Source organism: Legionella sp. 227, from assembly GCF_043161935.1.
Classification (GTDB): domain Bacteria; phylum Pseudomonadota; class Gammaproteobacteria; order Legionellales; family Legionellaceae; genus Legionella; species Legionella sheltonii.
Window position 1 is genome coordinate 373,227 of sequence record NZ_CP171154.1, and the last position, 20,497, is coordinate 393,723.

The following is a 20,497-nucleotide window of genomic DNA, read 5'->3' on the forward strand; positions in this document are numbered from 1 at the left end:
CCGCCTCACTTTCCTGTGTCATCTATCTGCTGTAAAAATTTTTATCTGTTATCTTTGAGTTTATCATCAAAAAAGATTCATCAAGGTCAAGATACTATCAAATAATTGGATTTAAAATACAGTAGGTATATCTACTATATACCATATACCCCTTTATATGATCAATTTGACATCAACGAAATCACTTAATGGCCACTTAATATTCTTTTTGTATAATCGCAAATATTAAGTACATTGTGAGACTTAATTTACAAATTAAATAATAAAATCACTTAATGGTAAATTAATATTCATTTTGTATAATCAAAAACCTTAGGCGACTTGTCACCTAAATACCCAAATATAATTTATAAGGATCTGGATTATATTTTTATTTTTTAAAAATTATTCTATGGGGAGATTCTTATGGGCGCAAATAGCGAAATTGTTAAAAGACAGATTGCAGATCTTAAGGATTACACAGATACCGTTGCAGCAGTTCATTTATTAAAAGAAGTTGTAACCAATGGAGCAGTGGTTACAGTAGGTTCAGCAAAAGAGATAATTGCTGTAGAAAACTCAAAAAAGGATCCTAAGATTGGAAATGTCGTAAAAGCGATTTTAGCGAAAGCAGGTAAGCCCGGAGAAGAAAGAAGTCAATGGATTCAAAAAGAAGACGGATTACATCTTGAAGCGGCCATTACTATTGGCGGCGCGGTTTATACAGTAGATTTTACTTATAATGGCATAAAAGAAGATCAACAAGAATACACTGTTAATATAACCAGCAAATTAAATGCAGAAGTGAGTCGAGGTAAATTATTTTTCGATCACGATCATTCAGCAACTGTTAAATTAACCTACGATAAAGAAGGTGATCTGCGTGCGGTGACTAATAAAGGGTTAGCTGTTGATACGAAATCTTTTGTTCCACATGCATATCAAAATGAAATATTAGCCAAATTTACTGACAGCCTAAGTGCAGGAAATGAACAACGTCTGGCAGTGATGGGTACCGGTTCAGGCAAGAGTATTGTAATGGCAGGTATTGCTCAAGCTGTTGGACGCACCGTAATGATTGTTCCTGATAAGACATTAGTCGATCAGCAATCTGGTGAAACCCAAAAAATGTTAGGTGCAGGAAAAGTCAATGGCATCTCGCATATTCCTACTGTTTTTACCTTAGAAACGATTAAATCAAAGGTAGATGTGTTTTGGGATGGATTGAAGGACGATTTAAGTGATATGGAACAAGAGGATAAGCTAAAAATTAAGGAATATTTTGCTAAAGTAATTGCTGGTAGCGAACATTTTGATCAAATTGTTTTACAAGCGGAACATCCCTTGTTCAAGATCATTGCCAGCGAAATCAAAGATTCCATGGTGTTAATTGATGAAAGCCATCGTCATACCTTTAACGAAGAAGACACAAAAATTTTAGAAGGCTTAAAAGGGCGTAATTCCATTTTGGCATTAACAGCTACACCGACTTCCAAGTTGTACGATCTCTTTTCTGGTACTCCTTTGGATGATTTAAGTCTTGGTGCTGCAATTCAGTTAGGGACCATTCGTCCAATTAAACCGGAAGTGGCTTATTTGGAAGAAAAAGATTTGGTTGATCAAGCAGTAATTCATTACTTTGATGATTATTATCTCCAAGAGGGAATGAATGGTTATGTTGATCCAGTCGAATTAAAAGAACAGATCAAAAAAGCAAACAGTGGCATTGAGGACTCTGTTGCCCAACAACAAGCCATTGATCGCGCTTTAGAATTGAACCGTATCCGTGCTCAACGCAACATGGGCTTTTCTGATGACAAAGCAACACGTGACAAATTGGCGGAGACCTATCAGAAATTAGCGAATGGGGATGAAGCTACTCTTGAAAAATATCAAGCAAAAATAGCAGAACTCAGAAAAGAATCTGAAGCGCGAGCCAGGGTAGAATTAGCCAAAAGATTTGGGGCTGTGGATGAAGTAGCGGTGCGTGGTCAGGTTCCTTTGCGTGAAGTGAATTTAAAAAATGATATCAGCAAAGAACAGCAGAAAGACATTCAAAGAACAATAAATAGTTTTGCTCTTGCATTGATCTTCAATGAAAAATTCACCGATATTGCTGAGAAAGACAGAACTCATAAACTCGAAGAATATCTAATAGAATGTGATGAGCATATCAAGAAATACAAAACAAAAGATGTAGAAATACCTCCTCCGTTTTTAAACAAGCTCAAAGTTTGTGAAGAAACAAATAGAGTAAAATTAAATGAAGCGTTGACAAAATTGGGAGCGCCTATTTCTAAATTGCCTCCTGAGCAAAAGGAAGCCATGGTCAAATTGATTTTGGATAGAGCAGAAGCAATGGTCGCTAAAATCAAGACATCACAACCTGTATCTGATGTGATTACAAAGGCTGCTCCTGTCGATTTAGCTGTTTTAAAAGCAACGGAGAATTACGCCAGTGCAATTGATATGAAAACAAAACAGGATGTAATTGACGCACAGCTTGCGCAAATTGAAGCAGGACTAAGAACGCATATCGTAGCAGATGAGGTGATTGCCACAGGGGTAAGTATTCGAGACATCCTGAACGTACAAGTGATTAATTCTAATTCGCCAGTGATTGAATCAAATATCAATGCGATTAATGGAATTCTATCAGGACCTCAAGCAACGGGACGTTGTGTACGAAATAAAGATGTGGAAGCTCGTGCGCAACAGTATATTGATAATAGATATGAAGACAAAGGCCTTATTCTTACTGTGGACGATATCATTGACCCTAAAAATTCGGCTGAAAAAACAAGAGAAGTGATGCTGAATAGAGAGCGACAAGCTAAAAAAGAAGCCAAGGTTCTTCATCTTCTGCAGGCTGAGCTAAAAGGATTCGACGCGTTTACATTGTTTCAACGATGTGTACCTTTACATGAAAGGATTGAGGGACTTATCGAAAAACTGGATGTTGCCGTGAATTTATTAAGGGATAAAGAGAAAACTCTTGACACTCAAAAGGATAAACTGGTTAAAACTTCCGAACACCATGAGTCAAGCAAGGAGTCTCTTCTTAAAGAAATCGATGCTCTTGATAAAGAATTGTATATTGTACCAGGAAGAAAAGATAAGGATGGAGCAATCCCACTTCCATCTGAGTATTCTCGAAACCCATCCCTTTATTTAACATGGGTAAAAGCAACTCTTAAAAGAGCGACACTCGCATCGGAAACAAAGGAAGTACTAAAAGCTATTAAGGCACTTGAAATCGAAATAGAGGTTCTGGAAAAAGATATACGTGAACTTCAGGTAACGATCAAAGATGGAAGCTTGGAACTAGGTAAACTGAAAAAAGAGGAAGAGCAAATGCTCCAAAAAATGGAAGAAATCAGCAAACAATTCACAGTTTAATATTCTAGGTACTTCATGCAAACCTCCGCCTCAGCGGAGGTTTTTTTTTATCATCAACCGGGTTAAATATAATTCCCAACGATCATTGCGAATCACTCTCGAGCCTCATCATCAACCGTCACTCATCCTTAATAATTAAGTAGATTAGAAGCACTAAGAAAGTAATAAATATTTGAAACGCTATGGTTAAAGATCCTCTTAACGAGGAAGACATCCATATGCCAAACCACTCACCACAGATGGACATAAAAACAACTTGCCAGGTTAAAAACCCCAAAGTGAGGCCCGCTACTGCCCAACTTTTAGTACCATTAAAAATCAGGGCACTTGCATGCCTCACTTTAAATAACTTCCAAGCACCTACTGCACAAAGCACCATGGTTAAGGTTTCTAAGCCAATGATAATAAGGTATGCTGCACAATGTACTGTGGGATTAGAAATAGCTCGATAACCAATTTGAGAGTCTGCAAAGAGGTCGTTCATCATCAACGTACGCTCTACCAGTACATAATTGTTTTTATAATCGGTAACATTACCCAAAACCACGAGAAAACAGTAAAAAGCAATTGCCAGAATACATATTATTTTTGATGTTCTTATCATCATGATCCTGTAGTATTCCTCACAAAACGTGACAAGACATGATCGGTACGTACCGCAGATTCCCGCAATGCTTCATTTGGGCTTAAAAATCCTGCAAACATCGCCTCCAAAATTTCATCGTTAATCCCACGAATCTGATTCTGTGGACCAAAACGGGGTAAAGGTTTTTCTTGCAACGCCCCAGCTAAATCAGTACGGGCCATCAATAAAGTGGGATGGTGGCTACTGTGCAAAATATCAGCATAAATACCGTTTAAACCTATAGGAAAATAACCTGTATGCTCATGCCAACGCTTTTGTATTTCAGGTTTGGTGATAAACGCAAAGAATTGGGCGATTCCTTTATAATGCTCTTTTGTTTGTCCCGCTACAGCCCATAATGCCGCACCACCAGCAACATTGGCATGTCTTACCTGACTCACCTCGGTATCCAAAGGCATGCTGGCAATTCCTAAACGGAAGGGAACTAAAGCAGACAAACTATTATAAGCCCCAGAAGATTGGCTAAACAAAGGACAAACACCACTTGTAAATAAAATAGTGGCATCATCGACCCTTCCGGCATAGCGAAAATAATGCAATAAATGCCAACGCTTCAAACGTGCGAAATGGCTCACTAATTGTGGCGTATTAAAAACAGCGCGCGCAGGATTATCTTGAGTCAGCGGCAACCCATGAATCGCTAAAAAAGACTCAAAAAGGACCCAGCCTGGATAAGCGGTTGTATAAGTACAATCATAGCCTGCTTTTTTTAATTTCTCAGCCAATACTTCCATCTCAGCCCATGTGCGTGGAAAGTTAGCTGGGGAGTAACCTACTTTAGCAAGAATATCTAGATTGTAATACAGCGTTGCGACGGAGAGATTAAAAGGCAACGCCATGAGTTGTCCCTCTTTACTGTAAAACTCACGAACAGATTGGATAAAGTCTTCTTTAGGCAAGCTTATCCCTTGTTCCTGCATCAGTTCATCTACCGGCTTGATGGTTCCTCTCGGGGATTCCATAATAGCCGTTCCCACTTCGAAAATTTGTACGATCGCCGGCGGATGATGTGCTCTGAATGCAGCAGCAAAACTCGTTAATGTCTCAACATAATTGCCCTTATAAACGGGCTTAATCAAGTATTCTTTTTGACTTTGATTAAAATCATCAGCAAGTAATCGGACCTCATCTCCTAAATGCCCGGCCATTGCATGCCAAAACACCAGTTCAATCCGTTTTGCCTGGGCAGAGAGAGCAAAAAAAATGACGAATAAAAAAAGAATAATTTTTTTCATGCTAATAAGTCAGGATAATCACTAAAAACCGCATCAACACCCCAGCCAAATAACTTATGAGCCAAACGCTTGCGATTCACCGTATAAGCACAAAGAACATAGCCTGCTGCTTTAATTGCTTTAACACGTTCCTCAGTTAAAACCCTACGGTTAAAATGAATGGAAAAACAGTCTAATTGCTTTGCTTTTTGCAACCATTGTTCGTCCCAAGCATGCAGGAGTAAACCTAATGGCATTTCTGGAGCAATACTTCGACATAAAACTAAAGCATCCCAAGAAAAACTGGAAACTAAAGGTAACTCTTTTCCCTGTGGCCAATAACGTTGAATGTGGCTCATCACCGCGACTGCAGTTTGTTCCTCGCTACCAGGATAAGGTTTGATTTCTATATTTGCCTGTACACCTGAAAAAGACAACCACTTCAATACCTCTTTAAAATGAGGAATATGCTCGCCTTTAAATTGGCGTGAAAACCAAGAGCCCGCATCCAAAGAGTGCAAATAGGCTGACTCCACTAAGCCTACGTCACCACGTCCATTTGTTGTTCTTTTTAAATTATCATCATGAATTACAAAAGGTTCCCCATCAACACTGCACATGACATCAAATTCAATGAAATGACATCCTAAAGTCAGCGCCTTGTCGAATGAAGCTAATGTATTTTCAGGGGCATAAGCGGATGCGCCTCGGTGCCCAATAATTTTTTCAACAACCAACAAAATTTATTCCCCTTTTTGTAAAATGTAATGTCCCTTCCCCATAGGGAGGAGGTGCCGCCCAGGGCGGATGAGGATGATGTCGAAAATCCCTCATTCCTTCCCCTCTTTTATTAATGGGAGAGGGAATTTTCATGAATAAATTACTTTGTAATGGGTTTACGATTCGAAGCAACCTCAACGAGCGCCGTTAGAATTAATTCATTACTTACCGTTAAAGCGGGAGCCGCAGCAGATGCTTCGCCCACCATCATGGTATTCATTGCTTTCGCCTGCAAAGGTCTTGGCTGCGATGGATTACTTCCTTCAACAAAAACCAAATTGCTCACACTGTAATTTTGGTTTGGGTATTCCTTATTAATACGAGCCAATTCATCATTCACCTGCTGATAAAGCCGTTGTCGAATTTGACTCAAAACAGTCTGGGTTTCATCAAAACTCGGTTTAAAATCTACACTGGATATTTCATATTTGGCACCTGGCAAACTGACATCCTTGGCATTTTTATAAATCTCGGTTAATGCTTCCTGATTGACTCGCGCTTGTGCTTGCACATAGAGCTTTTCAAGTCCTGAACTATCTTGAGAACGGTCAAATTCAATTAAATGCCAATCCCCTTTCGCAATTTTATTTAATCGTTCCATGATATCAGCACGTGCTTTCACTAAATCAGCACTGGTCAATGTCACATTAATACTCACACCTAATAAAGCAGTTTGCGTTGTAACCCACTGTTTTGCGGAAAGTTGAAAATCAATTTTATCAAGAACCAATTGAGGTTGCGGTGGAGGAGGCGGTGGTAAAACATCTTCAGCAAAAGCAAGCGGTGTGATAACCAATAAAACCAGGATTCTGGTGACGATTTGACGCATAACCCTCTCCGATCTGATGAATAATCAAATTAGTGTATACCAGCATGCCTTAAGATACCAAATTATTAACTGTACCTAGGAACTTTAAAATAATGAGGCGTGTTGGCAATTTATTTTTTTTGTCTTGGACGTTTTAATGAGAAGGAAGAGCCACTTTCTATTGCGAATTGTTAAAAACTTCCGGAGCGAGAAAAGCAATAAGATAAAAAGAGCATTTTAGAGTTTCTTGGGGTATACCATTGATTTAATCAAAAAATAGGAATATAACTTCTGCAACTATTTGCAAGAGGAGCATTAACAATGATTTCTGTCGACAATATATCAAATACTAACCAAATAGCAACCGAAGATGATTTCCTCGATTACGCTCTCTCTCATGATTTTGGTGACTTGCACTTTAAAGTAGATCCTAAGACTGGAATGAAAGCAATAATCGCCATCCACAATACCAAATTAGGTCCCGCTTTAGGTGGTTGTCGTTTTATTGAATATCCAAATACTTATGCAGCGATTCAAGATGCCATGCGTCTTGCCCGAGGAATGAGCTTTAAAGCAGCATCAGTCAACTTACCCTTGGGAGGCGGTAAATCAGTTATCATTAAACCCAAAGGTCCATTTGATCGTGCCCAATATATGCATCAATTTGGTCGATTCGTTAATGAATTAAACGGTCGCTACATTACTGCTCTTGATAGCGGAACTGAATTACCTGATATGGACATCATTGCAGAACACACACCCTACGTAGCCAGTTTATCCAAATATGATGGAGACCCTTCACCTTCTACTGCCAGAGGGATTCTACGTGGCATTCAAGCAGCTGTTGCATTTAAACTGGGAAAAGAAAGCCTGCAAGGAATTCATGTGGCCATCCAGGGTTTAGGCCATGTTGGATTTTTGCTCGCTAAACATTTACATGAATTAGGGGCGACATTGACAGTGGCGGATGTTTCTCCAGCAGCAGTCGATCGCGCAGTGACCCAATTTGGAGCTAAATCGGTAAGTACTGATCAAATTCATAAAGTTCCCTGTGACGTTTTTGCTCCTTGTGCTTTGGGTGCAATTATCAATGACATAACCATTTCTCAATTGCAAACAACGATTGTTGCAGGTGCGGCAAATAACCAGTTGGCGCATACCTATCATGGTAATAAATTACATGATAAAGGCATTTTATTCGCAGTGGACTACGTCATTAATGCTGGAGGATTAATTTTTGCAGCATCTAAATATCTCCATACTCCAGAAGAACAAGTTAACGAACAAATCGATGCGATTTATACCCATTTAACAGAAATTTTTGTGCGATCTGCTCATGAAAATTTACCTACGAGTGAAATCGCAGATAATTTGGCAAAAGAGAAGTTATCTTAGGGGGCACGTCATCCCGAATGCGACGAGGAATCTCCATGCTGTAGCATAGTGTTATGACAGGAGATTCCTGCACTCGACGGAGTAGTAGATAAGCATTGGACACTTCCATTGCCATTTTGGCCCAAAATAATAGAACTTAGGACTCTATGAAACATTTAAACCTGACTTCCGAACTTTATGAATACATGCTGGACAAGTCTTTGCGCGAGCATCCATCCCTAACTGGTCTACGCAAAGTGACCTCCACTATGGAGCTGGCGAACATGCAAGTTGCGCCGGAACAAGCACAATTTATGCAGTTGCTCCTACGTTTGCTCCGTGCCAAAAATGTTTTGGAGTTAGGAACATTTACGGGGTATAGCGCCTTAGCCATGTCCTTAGTTTTGCCTGATGATGGAAAGCTCATTACCTGTGATATCAATTCCGAGTGGACAAGCAAAGCTCATCCTTTCTGGAAAGAAGCACAGCAAGACCATAAAATTGAATTAAGACTTGGCCGTGCATTAGATACTTTACATAACCTCATCAATGAAGGCTGGGAACAAAAGTTCGATTTCATTTTTATTGATGCCGATAAAACCAATTATGTGCATTACTACGAATTGGCATTAAAACTGATTCAACCCAAAGGGTTAATCGCAATAGATAATATTTTCTGGGATGGTAAAGTAATTGATGAAAATGAACTAGGCGGACAAACCAGAGAAATTAGAAAACTGAATGATCTGATTAAAAACGATGAACGCGTGTTTGTTAGTTTGTTACCTATAGCAGATGGATTATTTTTAGTACAACCATCTTAGAGACAACATGTAGCTAGGAATCCCCTCCCCCTGGTGGAAGAGGGGGAGAGATGAGGAGTCATGAACCCAATCAATACCCTCATCGGCCCTAACGGGTACCTTCTCTTTGGTCTTCGTGATTCCGAGCATAGCGAAGGATCTCCCCATTTTAGAACAGTGTTCACCCTGGAGAGAGCCCTGCTTGCACTCAGGATGACGGGCTGGGAAAGGGTAAATTCCTGAAGTAAATGACAGTGGCCACGAGCCAGGCAAGGTAGTCTTACTTTACCTATCTCCTATAGAGAAAGGAGTTTTTAAGTACCGAATCATTTTAAAGGAGTAATCAACAATGCAAACAAATAACAACCCCTGTGGATTAGATGGTTTTGCTTTCTTAGAGTTTTCAGGTCCCGATAAAAAACACCTCCATCAACAGTTCATAGATATGGGTTTCCAAGCTACCGCGCATCATAAAAACCAGGACATCACCTTATTTCAACAAGGCGAGATTCAATTTATTGTCAATGCAGCAACAAATTGCCAAGCAGAAGAACATGCCAAAACGCATGGAGCGGGTGCTTGCGCCATGGGATTTAAAGTAACGAATGCCAAGGCAGCATTCGAATATGCACTCAAACATGGAGCCAAAGCATTTGAAGATTGCACTCACGCACATCATGGTTTACTAGGTATCCAAGCTATAGGTGGTAGTGTCATTTATTTTGTTGACGATCAACATCAACCCTTCTCAACGCATTGGGAAAATCAAGCTAATAAAAAAGTAAACGGTAATGGCTTAGTACTCATTGATCATTTAACCCATAATGTCTTTCGTGGCAATATGGATAAATGGGCTGAGTTCTATGGAGCCATTTTTAACTTCCAGGAAATTCGTTATTTTAATATTAAAGGGAAGATGACCGGATTATTAAGCCGTGCTCTAGGTAGTCCTTGTGGAAAAATAAAAATTCCTTTGAATGAATCTAAAGATGATTTATCGCAAATTGAAGAATTTCTACATGATTACAAAGGTGAAGGCATCCAACATATCGCATTATCTACTGACAACATTTACCATACGGTGCATACATTAAGAGAACAAGGGGTTAAATTTCTTGATGTTCCAGATACCTACTATGAAATGTTGCATGAACGCCTTCCTTGGCATCAAGAGTCAGTGAGTCAACTTCAAGAAGAGAAAATCTTGATTGATGGTGAAAGCGATCCCAAACATGGTTTATTGCTGCAAATCTTTACTGAAAATATCTTTGGCCCGGTGTTTTTTGAAATCATTCAACGCAAAGGAAATCAAGGATTTGGTGAAGGTAACTTTCAAGCCTTATTTGAGGCGATTGAAAGAGATCAGATCAAACGTGGAACTTTGAAAGAAAAATCCGCCTAAGAAAAATATGGCCTGGGCACATGGGGTAAAGAGTCCCTTCTCCCTTTGGGGAGAAGGTGCCCGTTAGGGTGGATGAGGGTATTGGTTTAGGCTAATGAACCCTCACCCATAGCCCTCTCCCATGAATGGGAGAGGGGATTAACTTTCCCAGACTACAACTAAATGAGGAACTTATGAAACTTGCCAGTCTAAAATCAACATCATCACGCGATGGAGAATTATGCGTGGTCAATCAATCATTGACTCGTGCAATACGGGTACCTCAAATCGCAGCCAATTTGCAATATGCCCTAGATCATTGGAATGCAGTAGAAGAACAGTTACAAAAAGTGTATCAACAGCTTAATGAAGGACTTTTGGAGAATTCCTTTAGTTTTGATCCACAACACTGTGAATCACCACTCCCTCGTGCTTATCAATGGGCGGATGGCAGTGCTTATGTTAACCATGTCGAACTGGTGCGTAAGGCACGTGGTGCAGAATTGCCAGAGAATTTCTGGACTGATCCTTTGATGTATCAAGGAGGTTCTGATTCCTTTTTGGGCCCCAGAGATCCCATCTTGGCAGCAGATGAAGCATATGGCATCGATTTTGAAGCAGAAGTTGCAGTAATTACTGATGATGTTCCCATGGGCATAAACCATGAAAACGCAGGACAACATATTAAGCTACTCATGCTGGTCAATGATGTTTCATTGCGTAATTTAATACCCAATGAACTGGCAAAAGGTTTTGGTTTTTTCCAATCTAAACCATCCAGCAGTTTTTCTCCTGTAGCTATCACACCTGATGAACTAGGGTCTGAATGGGATGGTCAACGAGTGCATCTGTCTTTATTAAGTCATCTGAATGAGCAATTATTTGGCCAACCCAACGCGGGAATCGACATGACGTTTTCCTTCCCAAAACTGATTGAACATGCTGCAAAAACCAGAGTCCTGCGTGCAGGAACCATTATTGGTTCGGGTACAGTCTCTAATCTGGATCGCAGCAAAGGTTCATCGTGTATCGCTGAAAAGCGTATGCTGGAAACCATAGAGCAAGGTCAAGCAAAAACGTCTTTTATGCGTTTTGGCGACAGAATTCGTATTGAAATGCTCGATAAACAAGGCAACAGCCTGTTTGGCGCAATCGATCAAGTTGTGAAGCAGGTATAAGCGATGAAACTCTATGATTATTTTCGTTCCACGGCGTGTTATCGCGTCCGTATTGCTCTGAACTTAAAAAATATTGCCTATGAGAAAATAAATATTCACCTGGTGAATCATGGTGGGGAACAACATAGTCCAGAATACCGAGAGGTTAATCCCCAAGAATTAGTGCCCAGCTTAGAAATCAATCAGCGAGTGCTTAGTCAATCACTGGCCATAATCGACTATTTGGATGAAACCTACCCTAAGCCTGCATTATTGCCTCCCGATCCTTGGGATAAGGCTATTGTAAGATCCCTTGCGTTAATTGTTGCTTGTGACATGCATCCGCTGAATAATTTAAGGGTTTTAAACCGCTTAAAAGAACAATTTCAAGCAGATGAAGCACAAGTCACAGAATGGTATCACCATTGGCTTAAAGCAGGATTTGACGCTTTTGAAATGAAGTTACAACAGATAAAACGCAGTCCATCTTTTTGTTTTGGCGACACAGTGACCTTGGCCGATCTTTGTCTTATCCCCCAAGTCTATAATGCACATCGTTTTCATTTTGCTATGGACAACTACCCGCTTATCAATGAAATCAACGCGCATTGCTTGACACTGGAACCCTTTCAAAAAGCAGTTCCCGAGATACAATAGTTGTTCTAGGTTGGGACGAGGCCCAACCTAGATTACTGAGTCTTTTGTCAATAAGATTCTGTTTCAAAACCAAGCCTTCTTTAATTCTACCGTAACCACACCTTGCGGCGTTTTCTGCAGCATGCTCCAAACATTTTTGCATCGCTGTAAATGGCCAACTAGATAATTTTTACTGCTGCATTGATAGCGCACAGGCATTTGGTCATAAATTTTTCCAGAATTAATCGCCATACAATGCTCACCATTAGTCAGCTCTATGCCCCAAGGATAAGTAAGCGACATATCTAATGTTTTATTTTGCTCATTATGCAAAGGTTCTTTCACTTTAATCAGGACACTGTCTCCAATCCAAGGAGATTGAGGGCATAATGCCTCTGTCCGCTCTGGTCCTGACTTAACAAAACAAGGATCATAAGTTTTGCCATCTGCCAGGCAACGCCAAGCATCCTCCCGCACAATTAATTGGGATTGAGAATAACATTCACCCATGAGTGTGTTTTTTACTTGCGGAATCGCTTGATTCGTCACGTCACCAAAGGGTCTATATAATTTTAATATCGTATCATCTGCTGCAGCCCCTAAAGAGCAAAAAAACAATGAGATACACAACACTTTTCGCAACATAATGTTTCCTCAATGATAAACCTAGAAAAAGCAGTTGAGATCAAAGCACTTTCATTCTGATTTGGAATTATCGTAATGAAGCAAGAAAATCAACATGTTTTAGCACTCAGATAGTAGAAATGCTGATAACCCCAGTGTATCATCTCATTTTTAGTTAAAGGTATCTATACTTCGTGAAGCCACAAATCGGGGATTGGCATTGCCCAGTCTCGCTAACCAAACGAATTCTTCAATCGGGAAATGCTTGGTGTAACGCAACTACTTGCGCTGTATTAATAGCGTATATCGACTGATAGAATTTAAATGCACCCTAACTGTGCCTTTGTGAGTGCGCAAAGTATACTCAGAGTGAGGAGTAAAAAAATGAGTGAAGTTTTTACCATAAAGCAGTGTTTAGATGGTGAAATCAGCATTGATGAACACGTTACCGTTAGAGGTTGGGTTAAGACTCGCCGCGATTCCAAAACGGGTTTATCTTTTGTTAGCTTACATGATGGTTCTTGTTTTGCTCCCATTCAAATCGTAGCAACTGATAATTTGGACAATTACCTGGATGAAGTCACTAAACTGACAGCTGGATGTTCTATCATTGCTTCAGGAAAATTGGTAGCCTCTCAAGGTAAAGGCCAAGCATTTGAGATTCAGGCTGACTCGATTAAAGTAGTAGGTTGGGTAGAAAATCCAGATACTTATCCTATTCAAGCCAAACGGCACACACTTGAATTTCTGCGTGATGTAGCCCATCTACGACCACGTACTAATACGATAAGCGCGGTAACGCGAATTCGTCATTGTTTGTCACAAGCCATACACCGCTTTTTCCACGAACAAGGTTTCTTTTGGATACATACCCCCATTATCACTTCCAGTGATTGTGAAGGTGCTGGTGAAATGTTCCGGGTATCGACCTTAGACCTTTTAAATATCCCTAAAAATGAATACGGTCAAATTGATTTCAGTAAAGATTTCTTTGGAAAAGAGACTTTTCTCACCGTTTCAGGACAGTTAAATCTTGAGGCGTATTGCATGGCCATGTCGAAAGTATATACTTTTGGACCGACTTTTCGTGCCGAAAACTCAAATACAAGCCGCCATTTGGCTGAATTCTGGATGATTGAACCTGAAATCGCTTTTGCCACCCTGCATGACATTTGTACTTTAAGCCAAAATATGTTGCGTTACCTATGCAAAGCAGTTCTGGATGAGCGTGCAGATGATATGGACTTTTTCAATCAGTTTGTTGCTCCAGGATGTGTTGAACGGCTAGAGCACATCGCGGATTCTAATTTTGAAATCATGACTTATACTGATGCCATTAGAATTTTGGAACAATGCGGCCAATCATTTGAATTCCCTGTAAGCTGGGGATTGGACTTACAATCAGAACATGAACGTTATCTGGCGGAAATCCACTGCAAAAAACCGGTTATACTGACTAATTACCCTCAAGAAATTAAAGGGTTTTATATGCGCCTCAATGATGATGAAAAAACCGTTGCTGCTATGGATGTTTTAGCACCTGGAATTGGTGAAATCATCGGCGGCAGTCAACGTGAAGAGCGCCTGGATATCCTGGATAAGCGTATTGAAGAATGCAATCTAAATAAAGAAAGCTATCAATGGTATAGAGACTTACGTCGATATGGTACGGTGCCCCATGCAGGATTTGGTTTGGGATTTGAACGCTTGGTAAGCTATGTTACTGGTTTAGCCAACGTACGCGATGTCATTCCTTTCCCACGCACACCAGGACATGCAAACTATTAAATAAATCACGTGCTGCATTGGGTGATTTATAGCCTGGGTGAAGGCGTTAGCCGGAACCCAAGGGATTTGGATGGAACTAATTAGGCTCCTTGATTTAGAAATATTAATCCCGCTTGGCTCAGAAACCAGGGTTTCGCGTCGCTCCACCCAGGCTACATACGAAGGTCTATACTTGCTCAGATTATAAATTTGAAGGAGCTCTATTTTCAGGCAGGTTATACTCTACTCCTTCGATTTCCTCAATAATGATCGGTAATTGAGGGGCTTTAATTTTTGAACTTTTATTTCTTAAAAATCGATGAGGATTTACAGAGTGCCCCATATCGACCAAATCATAAGCTACTTTATCTTCTCTAATTCCATCGAATAAATTTTTCTTGGCTGCAGCTGGTTGAAGGCTACTAACCCCCTCCTTTTTTTTATACATACTTGTTTACCCCTTTTTCTTTTGATAAACCTGAATCAGTACTCATTCAGGAAAACAATCCACTAATTCAAAATTTATATAAACTCAGATAAAAGACCATCGCCCAGCACTAAAACACGATCCATTTGTTTTGCTAACTGCTGATCATGAGTCACAATAACCAAAGCCGTATTCATTTTTCTATTCAGCTCCAACATTAAATCAAACACTTTTGTTGCCGTTGTCTGATCGAGATTGCCTGTAGGTTCATCGGCTAGCACGCAGTAAGGTTGATGTACCAAAGCTCGAGCGATGGCAACGCGTTGCCGCTCGCCTCCTGAAAGCTGAGCCGGTTTATGTGTTTTTCTTTCTTTAAGTCCAACATCATCCAACATTCTACTTGCTTCAGCAGTAGCATCCTTTACCGAGATATTCGCTAACAGCAGAGGCATAGCAACATTTTCAAGTGCGGTAAACTCAGGTAACAAGTGATGAAACTGGTAGATAAATCCCAAACCTTGATTACGTAATCGGCAACGTTGTTTTTCATTTACTTTTTGCCAATTCACATCCTTAATTAATACATCACCTGTGGTTGGTTTATCCAACCCGCCCATTAGATGCAATAAGGTGCTTTTTCCAGATCCTGATGGACCAATAATTGCCACACGTTCACCTTTAGCAATCGCTAAATCGATTCCTCGCAGCACTTCTATTTTAGAAGCACCATCATTGTATGATTTACATAATTTTGTAGCATTTAAAATAATATCACTCATAATGCAAAGCCTCCGCAATCACTGTTTTTGAGGCACGCCAGGCAGGATAAATTGTTGCTAGAAAGCTCATTAATAAAGCCATAACACAAACGGTCCATAGATCGCTTAACATAATCTTGGAAGGTAAATAATCAACAAAATAAATACTGGATGACAAGACCTTGAAATGAAACCAGGATTGCAGATGGTTCACAATTGTGGTCGCATTTTTAGCCAATACTAATCCACCCAGCAAACCAAAAAATGTCCCCACGACTCCTACCATCATTCCTTGTACGATAAATGTCCATAATATAGTAGAAGGGGTCGCACCAATGGTTCTCAAAATGGCAATTTCTGCTTGTTTGTCATTAACAACCATCACTAAAGAAGAGACCAGATTAAAAGCGGCTACGGCGATAATGAGCAATAAAATCATAAACATCATTGTCTTTTCCATTTTGACAGCCTGAAAAAACGCACCGTATTGCTGTGTCCAATTACCGACCTGATATTCTTCACCCAGCAAATGAGCTAATCGAGAGGTCAATTCGGGTGCCTGGTACACGTTATCTATTTTCATTTTGATTCCAGTGACATCATCGCCCATTTGCAATAACTTTTGGGCATCTCCCATATTGATAAATGCCAACTTGGTATCAAAATTAAACCCAGAGCCCGCAGAGAAAACACCTACTACTGTAAATCGCTTAAAACGAGGAATCATTCCAGCAGGAGTCACGGTTGCTTGAGGGATCATCACAGTGACCTTATCACCAATCATCGTGCCCATACTGTCTGCGAGACCTCTACCCAAGATAATGCCAAAATCTTTTAAATTGCTTAGACTCCCGGCCAGCAATTTATCTTGTAAGTGACTCATCTTTTCTTCTCTTTCGGGCAATACTCCCGTTAAGACAATGGGTAAAACTTGCCCTTCATGCACCATTAATCCCTGCCCCCCCACATAAGGAGCTAATGCTTTAATTTCGGGAACCGTTTGAATCTTTTTAGCTACCTCAGGCCAATTATTGAGTCGCTCATTGGGGCCAGATACCGTGATTTCAGGGGCCATACCAAAAAAACGGTTATGTATTTGCTCATCAAAACCATTCATTACTGATAAAACAGTAATAAGAACCATCACTCCTAGGCCTATACCCAGCATGGAGCTCAGAGAAATAAAAGAGACAAAATGATTCTTTTTTCGAGAACGCGTATAGCGTAAGCCCATAAAAAGAGCTAATGGTTTATACATAATTGCTATTAGTTAGAGTTAAAGTCTTATTGTAGAGAAAAAATCATCCAAGAGATATACCTCATAAGCAGTTCTGCTGTTTTATTGTTTCGTCATCAGATAACCCACATACTTATCCACAGAATTTGTGGATATTTATACGCAGTCAGGCACGATTTAAGGGATGCTCTTAAGCCATTAATTCTACAAATTGTTAATTATATTGAGTTACAGTAAACTGTTTTATCAAAAATAATTAAAGGAGTATCTAATGGCTTCTTCACCATTCCAGGTAAAAAAAATCATTCTCAGTGATAAGCTTAGAACCTTAATTAACACCCCTCACGTTTGCATTGATGACATTAATGCAGTTTTGGATGCAGAACTCAATACTGTTCCAGGAGGAAAAGCACTCGATCAATTAACTGATTTCATTCATTTAGTTACGTTCATTCGTTTAAAACACTTTTCTGATCCTATTAGAGCGCTACAAATATTTGCGGATAAAAATACAACTCCAGAAACAGCAAAAGCCCTCGTTAAAGCGATTAGAATGGCCCCAGCAGAAGATGATAAAATTTATGAGCTCATCTGTATTTTAGCTCAAAATGAAAAGCTGGCACGCTACACCGACATAGCCCATGTTACCCCACTGCGTTTTGCCATGATCGTAAATAAACCCGGGACTGAGAGGGAGCCCACCTATGTGGAGGAAGAATGCAATGAATGGTATTTGCTGTTTGACTTATTTGGGCTTTGTAAAAATCTACCTCATGAATTAATTCCCTTATTTGCAAAATATTTATGCACTACGAATCCTTCAGCGGAGGATCTTCAAGCTCTTAGATCATTTTTAAATCATTTAGATAAACTCAAGCTGTTACACTACGAAATAGTAACCGTGATGCTGCCCCAGCTAAATAATAAAAGGAACATAGAGAAGCTCCAATCCCTGCTGCTTTTTTTACAAAAAAATGATTTGCTCCATCCTCAAATTTTAGACAATGCACTGCCTTGGTTACATCATTTAGATGTGCTTAAGAATTTCTTCTCCATTTATAGTGAAGAACTGCAATCCGCGAGCTCATATCGAGAAGCATTAGAAAAACTCCCCCTATATTGCCAACTTTCTCTTCCTGATGCCGGCAATTTTGATGATGTGGTGACTAAAAACACCCCCTTACACCTGGCGGTTATCCAACGTAATCCTTTGAGTCTAAAACAAGCATTAGGCTTAGCGAATTCCAAACTTCTTTTAGCCACTTCATATGAAAATACAGCCTTGCTATTGGCATGCAAACTGGCTGATAAACAATCTGCACAGCTCATTTTGGCACGAATGCGCGAATTAGGCTGTGATGTAAATCAGGCGGATCACCACGGGATGACTGCGCTTCATTGGGCAAGATTATACCATTTCGATAATTTAGCTATGGAACTTATTGCTGCAGGCGCCAATGAAAAAATAAAAACCGCAAATGGGAAAAGCAGCACCTATTTCGCAAAACACCAATTTACCCTCGTTGATTTCAAAATAGAGGGGCATGAAATTATTGAAGATAATTTCAAATTAAAAAATTCTGCTTTAACCGATATTGCCTTTCATGCAGATAAAATAGCCTTAAATTTAAAATTAACCAGCTCCGATGAGATCATGGATATGTATCAAAGCGATGAGGGAGCTCAAATTCGTTCCTCTAATCGTTTTAACTTATTTTTTAAAGCATTTCGTAATCGATTAATTGAATGGCTAGGAAAACAAAGAGAATTGGATTTAGAAGCCGGTCAATCAGCAGCTGCTCGCTCAACTCCTGGTTAAGAGAGGTGTAGACCCTACCCCATCAGGGCGGATGAGGGGATTAATGGCCACACATGAACCTTCAAGCCTTACCCTCTCCCATGCATGGGAGAGCGGAAACTTCATTTCCACGGTTTACCGCACCAAGGAATAAGAAGAAAATACTGAGTAGTGTCTTTTTAATAAACTACCAGTTATCCTATATAACATTTTGTAAACCCGCTAACAGGTAAGGTAATTTGTATGAATCCTAGCTCTTGGTATTTTCCTTCACTCATTGCTTTATGTCTTTATGGTGCCTGGGGCTATTGGGGCACCAGAGCATCAAGTTTTATCAATCCTCTCTCCATTACCTTTTATTCCAGTATCGGCGTATTAATTTCAGGCATCATCGCCTTGGTATTACTTGATTTTAAATTGGATCTTTGTCCCCGCGGGGGAACGTATGGGTTATTAAACGGTTTAGCGAGTGGTATTGCCTGTATTTTTTTCATTTTGGCGCTACAAAATGGACCGACGATGCCCGTAGTGCTCGTCACATCGATGTACCCTATGATTACTCTATTATTATGCGTCGTGTTTCTAAAGCAAGGATTAACATTCAAACATGGATTGGGAATGGTTTTTGCGATTCTTGCGTTAATCTTACTTGCGACAGAATGATTGGTGATTGGTGCCCAGGGCCGGAATCGAACCGGCACGGGGGTTAAGCCCCGAGGGATTTTAAGTCCCTTGCGTCTACCTGTTTCGCCACCTGGGCAATTACTTTATGGAGGCTGAGGCCGGAATCGAACCGGCGTACACGGCTTTGCAGGCCGCTGCATGACCACTCTGCCACACAGCCTCATTTGATACTTCTAATACGTCTATCTCTTAAAGCTCTTAAAAAAAAAGCGACTTTCTGTGTCGCTTTAATTTGGAGCGGGAAACGAGACTCGAACTCGCGACCCCAACCTTGGCAAGGTTGTGCTCTACCAACTGAGCTATTCCCGCGTCTCTACGGGGTGTGATTCTACCGAAATTTAACACCCTGTCAATAATAAAATTAATTTTTTTTCGTTAATTCTGGCCAAGCAATCGCCAAGTAAATAATCATCGACCAAATCGTTAAAATTGCGGCCACATACAGTAAGACAAAACCAAAAATACCACCCCAAGTATCTAACGAATTAAAAGCCAACAATAAAAATAAAGCGACCATTTGTAAAAAAGTTTTTATCTTGCCGACATAACCGACGGTCACACTGGCACGTCGACCAATTTCAGCCATCCATTCCCTTAATGCTGAAATAACAATTTCTCGTCCAACAATTACAATAGCGGGAATAGTAATATAATTAATTTCCTTAGCGCCTACGAGCAACAGTAAGCTCGTAGAAACCAATAGTTTATCTGCAACAGGATCAAGAAAAGCACCAAAGGGGGACATCATCTTCAGTTTGCGTGCCAAGTACCCATCTAACCAATCTGTAAAACTTGCTGCAGCAAAAATACTGGCTGCCAACATATGTGCAAATGAAAACGGCATATAAAATACGATAACGAATACTGGAATCAGCACGATACGCAGCAAAGTTAATAAATTAGGTAAACTGGTTAATGTACTCAAGGTTTGATACTCCCTTTACATATGACTAAATAAAGCAACTCCCGTTTCCATGAATCACTGCCATTAGGTTAAGGAGTTTCCCTTCTCTCCATGAGGAGAA

At 40.0% G+C, this 20,497-nt stretch carries 18 protein-coding genes and 3 tRNA genes; 9 read left to right on the forward strand and 12 right to left on the reverse strand.

The features are described from left to right. The first annotated feature begins 405 nt into the window (after positions 1–405). The gene (locus ACF8MK_RS01490) at positions 406–3,378 is read left to right on the forward strand and encodes a DEAD/DEAH box helicase family protein (RefSeq protein WP_392537884.1); all 2,973 of its coding nucleotides are present in this window, start codon (positions 406–408) and stop codon (positions 3,376–3,378) included. Positions 3,379–3,496: 118 nt separating this feature from the next. Here the strand turns inward: ACF8MK_RS01490 and ACF8MK_RS01495 are convergent, their stop codons facing one another. The 4 genes from ACF8MK_RS01495 to ACF8MK_RS01510 form a co-directional block, all read right to left on the reverse strand. Then, a complete protein-coding gene (locus tag ACF8MK_RS01495) occupies positions 3,497–3,985 on the reverse strand; it encodes a DUF2165 family protein (RefSeq protein WP_392537885.1) in 489 nt (162 codons plus the stop codon). Further along, entirely contained in the window at positions 3,982–5,259 is a 1,278-nt protein-coding gene (locus ACF8MK_RS01500; RefSeq protein ID WP_265704255.1) for an extracellular solute-binding protein, read from the reverse strand. The genes ACF8MK_RS01495 and ACF8MK_RS01500 overlap by 4 nt, the downstream gene beginning before the upstream one ends. After that, positions 5,256–5,975, reverse strand: coding sequence for a glycerophosphodiester phosphodiesterase (gene ugpQ / locus ACF8MK_RS01505; RefSeq protein WP_265704348.1), 720 nt, complete (start codon positions 5,973–5,975; stop codon positions 5,256–5,258). Before ugpQ ends, ACF8MK_RS01500 begins: the two co-directional genes overlap by 4 nt. 143 nt (positions 5,976–6,118) lie before the next feature. Beyond that, positions 6,119–6,847 (reverse strand): hypothetical protein, encoded by a 729-nt coding sequence (locus tag ACF8MK_RS01510; protein ID WP_392537886.1) that lies wholly within the window; start codon positions 6,845–6,847, stop codon positions 6,119–6,121. Positions 6,848–7,147: 300 nt separating this feature from the next. Here ACF8MK_RS01510 and ACF8MK_RS01515 point away from each other — a divergent pair, with 300 nt between their 5' ends. The 5 genes from ACF8MK_RS01515 to maiA all read left to right on the forward strand — a co-directional run bounded on the left by ACF8MK_RS01515 (position 7,148) and on the right by maiA (position 12,198). Continuing rightward, the gene (locus ACF8MK_RS01515) at positions 7,148–8,221 is read left to right on the forward strand and encodes a Leu/Phe/Val dehydrogenase (RefSeq protein WP_392537887.1); all 1,074 of its coding nucleotides are present in this window, start codon (positions 7,148–7,150) and stop codon (positions 8,219–8,221) included. 146 nt (positions 8,222–8,367) lie between these two features. After that, positions 8,368–9,024: an O-methyltransferase gene (locus ACF8MK_RS01520; protein ID WP_392537888.1), complete on the forward strand. Its 657-nt coding sequence runs from the start codon at positions 8,368–8,370 to the stop codon at positions 9,022–9,024. Positions 9,025–9,352: 328 nt separating this feature from the next. Further along, on the forward strand, positions 9,353–10,405 hold the full coding sequence (gene hppD, locus ACF8MK_RS01525; RefSeq protein WP_392537889.1) for a 4-hydroxyphenylpyruvate dioxygenase: 1,053 nt from the start codon (positions 9,353–9,355) through the stop codon (positions 10,403–10,405). A 173-nt stretch (positions 10,406–10,578) separates the two neighbouring features. Further along, entirely contained in the window at positions 10,579–11,562 is a 984-nt protein-coding gene (locus tag ACF8MK_RS01530) for a fumarylacetoacetate hydrolase family protein (RefSeq protein ID WP_392537890.1), read from the forward strand. A gap of 3 nt (positions 11,563–11,565) precedes the next feature. Beyond that, positions 11,566–12,198 carry a maleylacetoacetate isomerase gene (gene maiA / locus ACF8MK_RS01535; RefSeq protein ID WP_392537891.1) on the forward strand — a complete coding sequence of 211 codons (633 nt, stop codon included), beginning with the start codon at positions 11,566–11,568 and terminating at the stop codon, positions 12,196–12,198. A 63-nt stretch (positions 12,199–12,261) separates the two neighbouring features. Here maiA and ACF8MK_RS01540 read toward each other — a convergent pair whose 3' ends face one another. Then, positions 12,262–12,822, reverse strand: coding sequence for a hypothetical protein (locus tag ACF8MK_RS01540; RefSeq protein ID WP_392537892.1), 561 nt, complete (start codon positions 12,820–12,822; stop codon positions 12,262–12,264). A 363-nt stretch (positions 12,823–13,185) separates the two neighbouring features. Here ACF8MK_RS01540 and asnS point away from each other — a divergent pair, with 363 nt between their 5' ends. Next, entirely contained in the window at positions 13,186–14,589 is a 1,404-nt protein-coding gene (gene asnS, locus ACF8MK_RS01545) for an asparagine--tRNA ligase (protein ID WP_392537893.1), read from the forward strand. Between the two features lie 181 nt (positions 14,590–14,770). Here asnS and ACF8MK_RS01550 read toward each other — a convergent pair whose 3' ends face one another. The 3 genes from ACF8MK_RS01550 to ACF8MK_RS01560 all read right to left on the reverse strand — a co-directional run bounded on the left by ACF8MK_RS01550 (position 14,771) and on the right by ACF8MK_RS01560 (position 17,011). Continuing rightward, on the reverse strand, positions 14,771–15,016 hold the full coding sequence (locus tag ACF8MK_RS01550; RefSeq protein ID WP_392537894.1) for a hypothetical protein: 246 nt from the start codon (positions 15,014–15,016) through the stop codon (positions 14,771–14,773). 74 nt (positions 15,017–15,090) lie between these two features. After that, positions 15,091–15,774 carry a lipoprotein-releasing ABC transporter ATP-binding protein LolD gene (gene lolD, locus ACF8MK_RS01555; protein WP_392537895.1) on the reverse strand — a complete coding sequence of 228 codons (684 nt, stop codon included), beginning with the start codon at positions 15,772–15,774 and terminating at the stop codon, positions 15,091–15,093. After that, positions 15,767–17,011, reverse strand: a complete 1,245-nt coding sequence (locus ACF8MK_RS01560) for a lipoprotein-releasing ABC transporter permease subunit (RefSeq protein ID WP_392537896.1) — start codon at positions 17,009–17,011, stop codon at positions 15,767–15,769. The genes lolD and ACF8MK_RS01560 overlap by 8 nt, the downstream gene beginning before the upstream one ends. Before the next feature lie 250 nt (positions 17,012–17,261). Here ACF8MK_RS01560 and ankQ point away from each other — a divergent pair, with 250 nt between their 5' ends. Continuing rightward, on the forward strand, positions 17,262–18,809 hold the full coding sequence (gene ankQ, locus ACF8MK_RS01565; RefSeq protein WP_392537897.1) for a Dot/Icm T4SS effector AnkQ/LegA10: 1,548 nt from the start codon (positions 17,262–17,264) through the stop codon (positions 18,807–18,809). A gap of 222 nt (positions 18,810–19,031) precedes the next feature. Then, positions 19,032–19,451 (forward strand): EamA family transporter, encoded by a 420-nt coding sequence (locus ACF8MK_RS01570; protein WP_058387253.1) that lies wholly within the window; start codon positions 19,032–19,034, stop codon positions 19,449–19,451. An 8-nt stretch (positions 19,452–19,459) separates the two neighbouring features. Here ACF8MK_RS01570 and ACF8MK_RS01575 read toward each other — a convergent pair. From ACF8MK_RS01575 to pgsA, 4 genes are all read right to left on the reverse strand, one after another. Beyond that, a tRNA-Leu gene (locus ACF8MK_RS01575) sits at positions 19,460–19,548 on the reverse strand. Positions 19,549–19,558: 10 nt separating this feature from the next. Then, a tRNA-Cys gene (locus ACF8MK_RS01580) sits at positions 19,559–19,632 on the reverse strand. Positions 19,633–19,705: 73 nt separating this feature from the next. Beyond that, positions 19,706–19,781 (reverse strand) — tRNA-Gly (locus ACF8MK_RS01585). A 52-nt stretch (positions 19,782–19,833) separates the two neighbouring features. After that, positions 19,834–20,397 (reverse strand): CDP-diacylglycerol--glycerol-3-phosphate 3-phosphatidyltransferase, encoded by a 564-nt coding sequence (gene pgsA / locus ACF8MK_RS01590; RefSeq protein WP_392537898.1) that lies wholly within the window; start codon positions 20,395–20,397, stop codon positions 19,834–19,836. Positions 20,398–20,497: the final 100 nt, after the last annotated feature.

Bases quoted from the DNA above. Each gene is read 5' to 3' on its own strand.
- ACF8MK_RS01500 (WP_265704255.1), bottom strand. From the start codon at position 5,259: ATGAAAAAAATTATTCTTTTTTTATTCGTCATTTTTTTTGCTCTCTCT.
- ACF8MK_RS01560 (WP_392537896.1), bottom strand. From the start codon at position 17,011: ATGTATAAACCATTAGCTCTTTTTATGGGCTTACGCTATACGCGTTCT.
- ACF8MK_RS01520 (WP_392537888.1), top strand. From the start codon at position 8,368: ATGAAACATTTAAACCTGACTTCCGAACTTTATGAATACATGCTGGAC.
- ACF8MK_RS01515 (WP_392537887.1), top strand. From the start codon at position 7,148: ATGATTTCTGTCGACAATATATCAAATACTAACCAAATAGCAACCGAA.
- ACF8MK_RS01550 (WP_392537894.1), bottom strand. From the start codon at position 15,016: ATGTATAAAAAAAAGGAGGGGGTTAGTAGCCTTCAACCAGCTGCAGCC.
- ACF8MK_RS01510 (WP_392537886.1), bottom strand. From the start codon at position 6,847: ATGCGTCAAATCGTCACCAGAATCCTGGTTTTATTGGTTATCACACCG.
- asnS (WP_392537893.1), top strand. From the start codon at position 13,186: ATGAGTGAAGTTTTTACCATAAAGCAGTGTTTAGATGGTGAAATCAGC.
- maiA (WP_392537891.1), top strand. From the start codon at position 11,566: ATGAAACTCTATGATTATTTTCGTTCCACGGCGTGTTATCGCGTCCGT.
- ACF8MK_RS01540 (WP_392537892.1), bottom strand. From the start codon at position 12,822: ATGTTGCGAAAAGTGTTGTGTATCTCATTGTTTTTTTGCTCTTTAGGG.
- hppD (WP_392537889.1), top strand. From the start codon at position 9,353: ATGCAAACAAATAACAACCCCTGTGGATTAGATGGTTTTGCTTTCTTA.
- lolD (WP_392537895.1), bottom strand. From the start codon at position 15,774: ATGAGTGATATTATTTTAAATGCTACAAAATTATGTAAATCATACAAT.
- ACF8MK_RS01495 (WP_392537885.1), bottom strand. From the start codon at position 3,985: ATGATGATAAGAACATCAAAAATAATATGTATTCTGGCAATTGCTTTT.
- ACF8MK_RS01530 (WP_392537890.1), top strand. From the start codon at position 10,579: ATGAAACTTGCCAGTCTAAAATCAACATCATCACGCGATGGAGAATTA.
- ACF8MK_RS01570 (WP_058387253.1), top strand. From the start codon at position 19,032: ATGAATCCTAGCTCTTGGTATTTTCCTTCACTCATTGCTTTATGTCTT.
- ankQ (WP_392537897.1), top strand. From the start codon at position 17,262: ATGGCTTCTTCACCATTCCAGGTAAAAAAAATCATTCTCAGTGATAAG.
- ACF8MK_RS01490 (WP_392537884.1), top strand. From the start codon at position 406: ATGGGCGCAAATAGCGAAATTGTTAAAAGACAGATTGCAGATCTTAAG.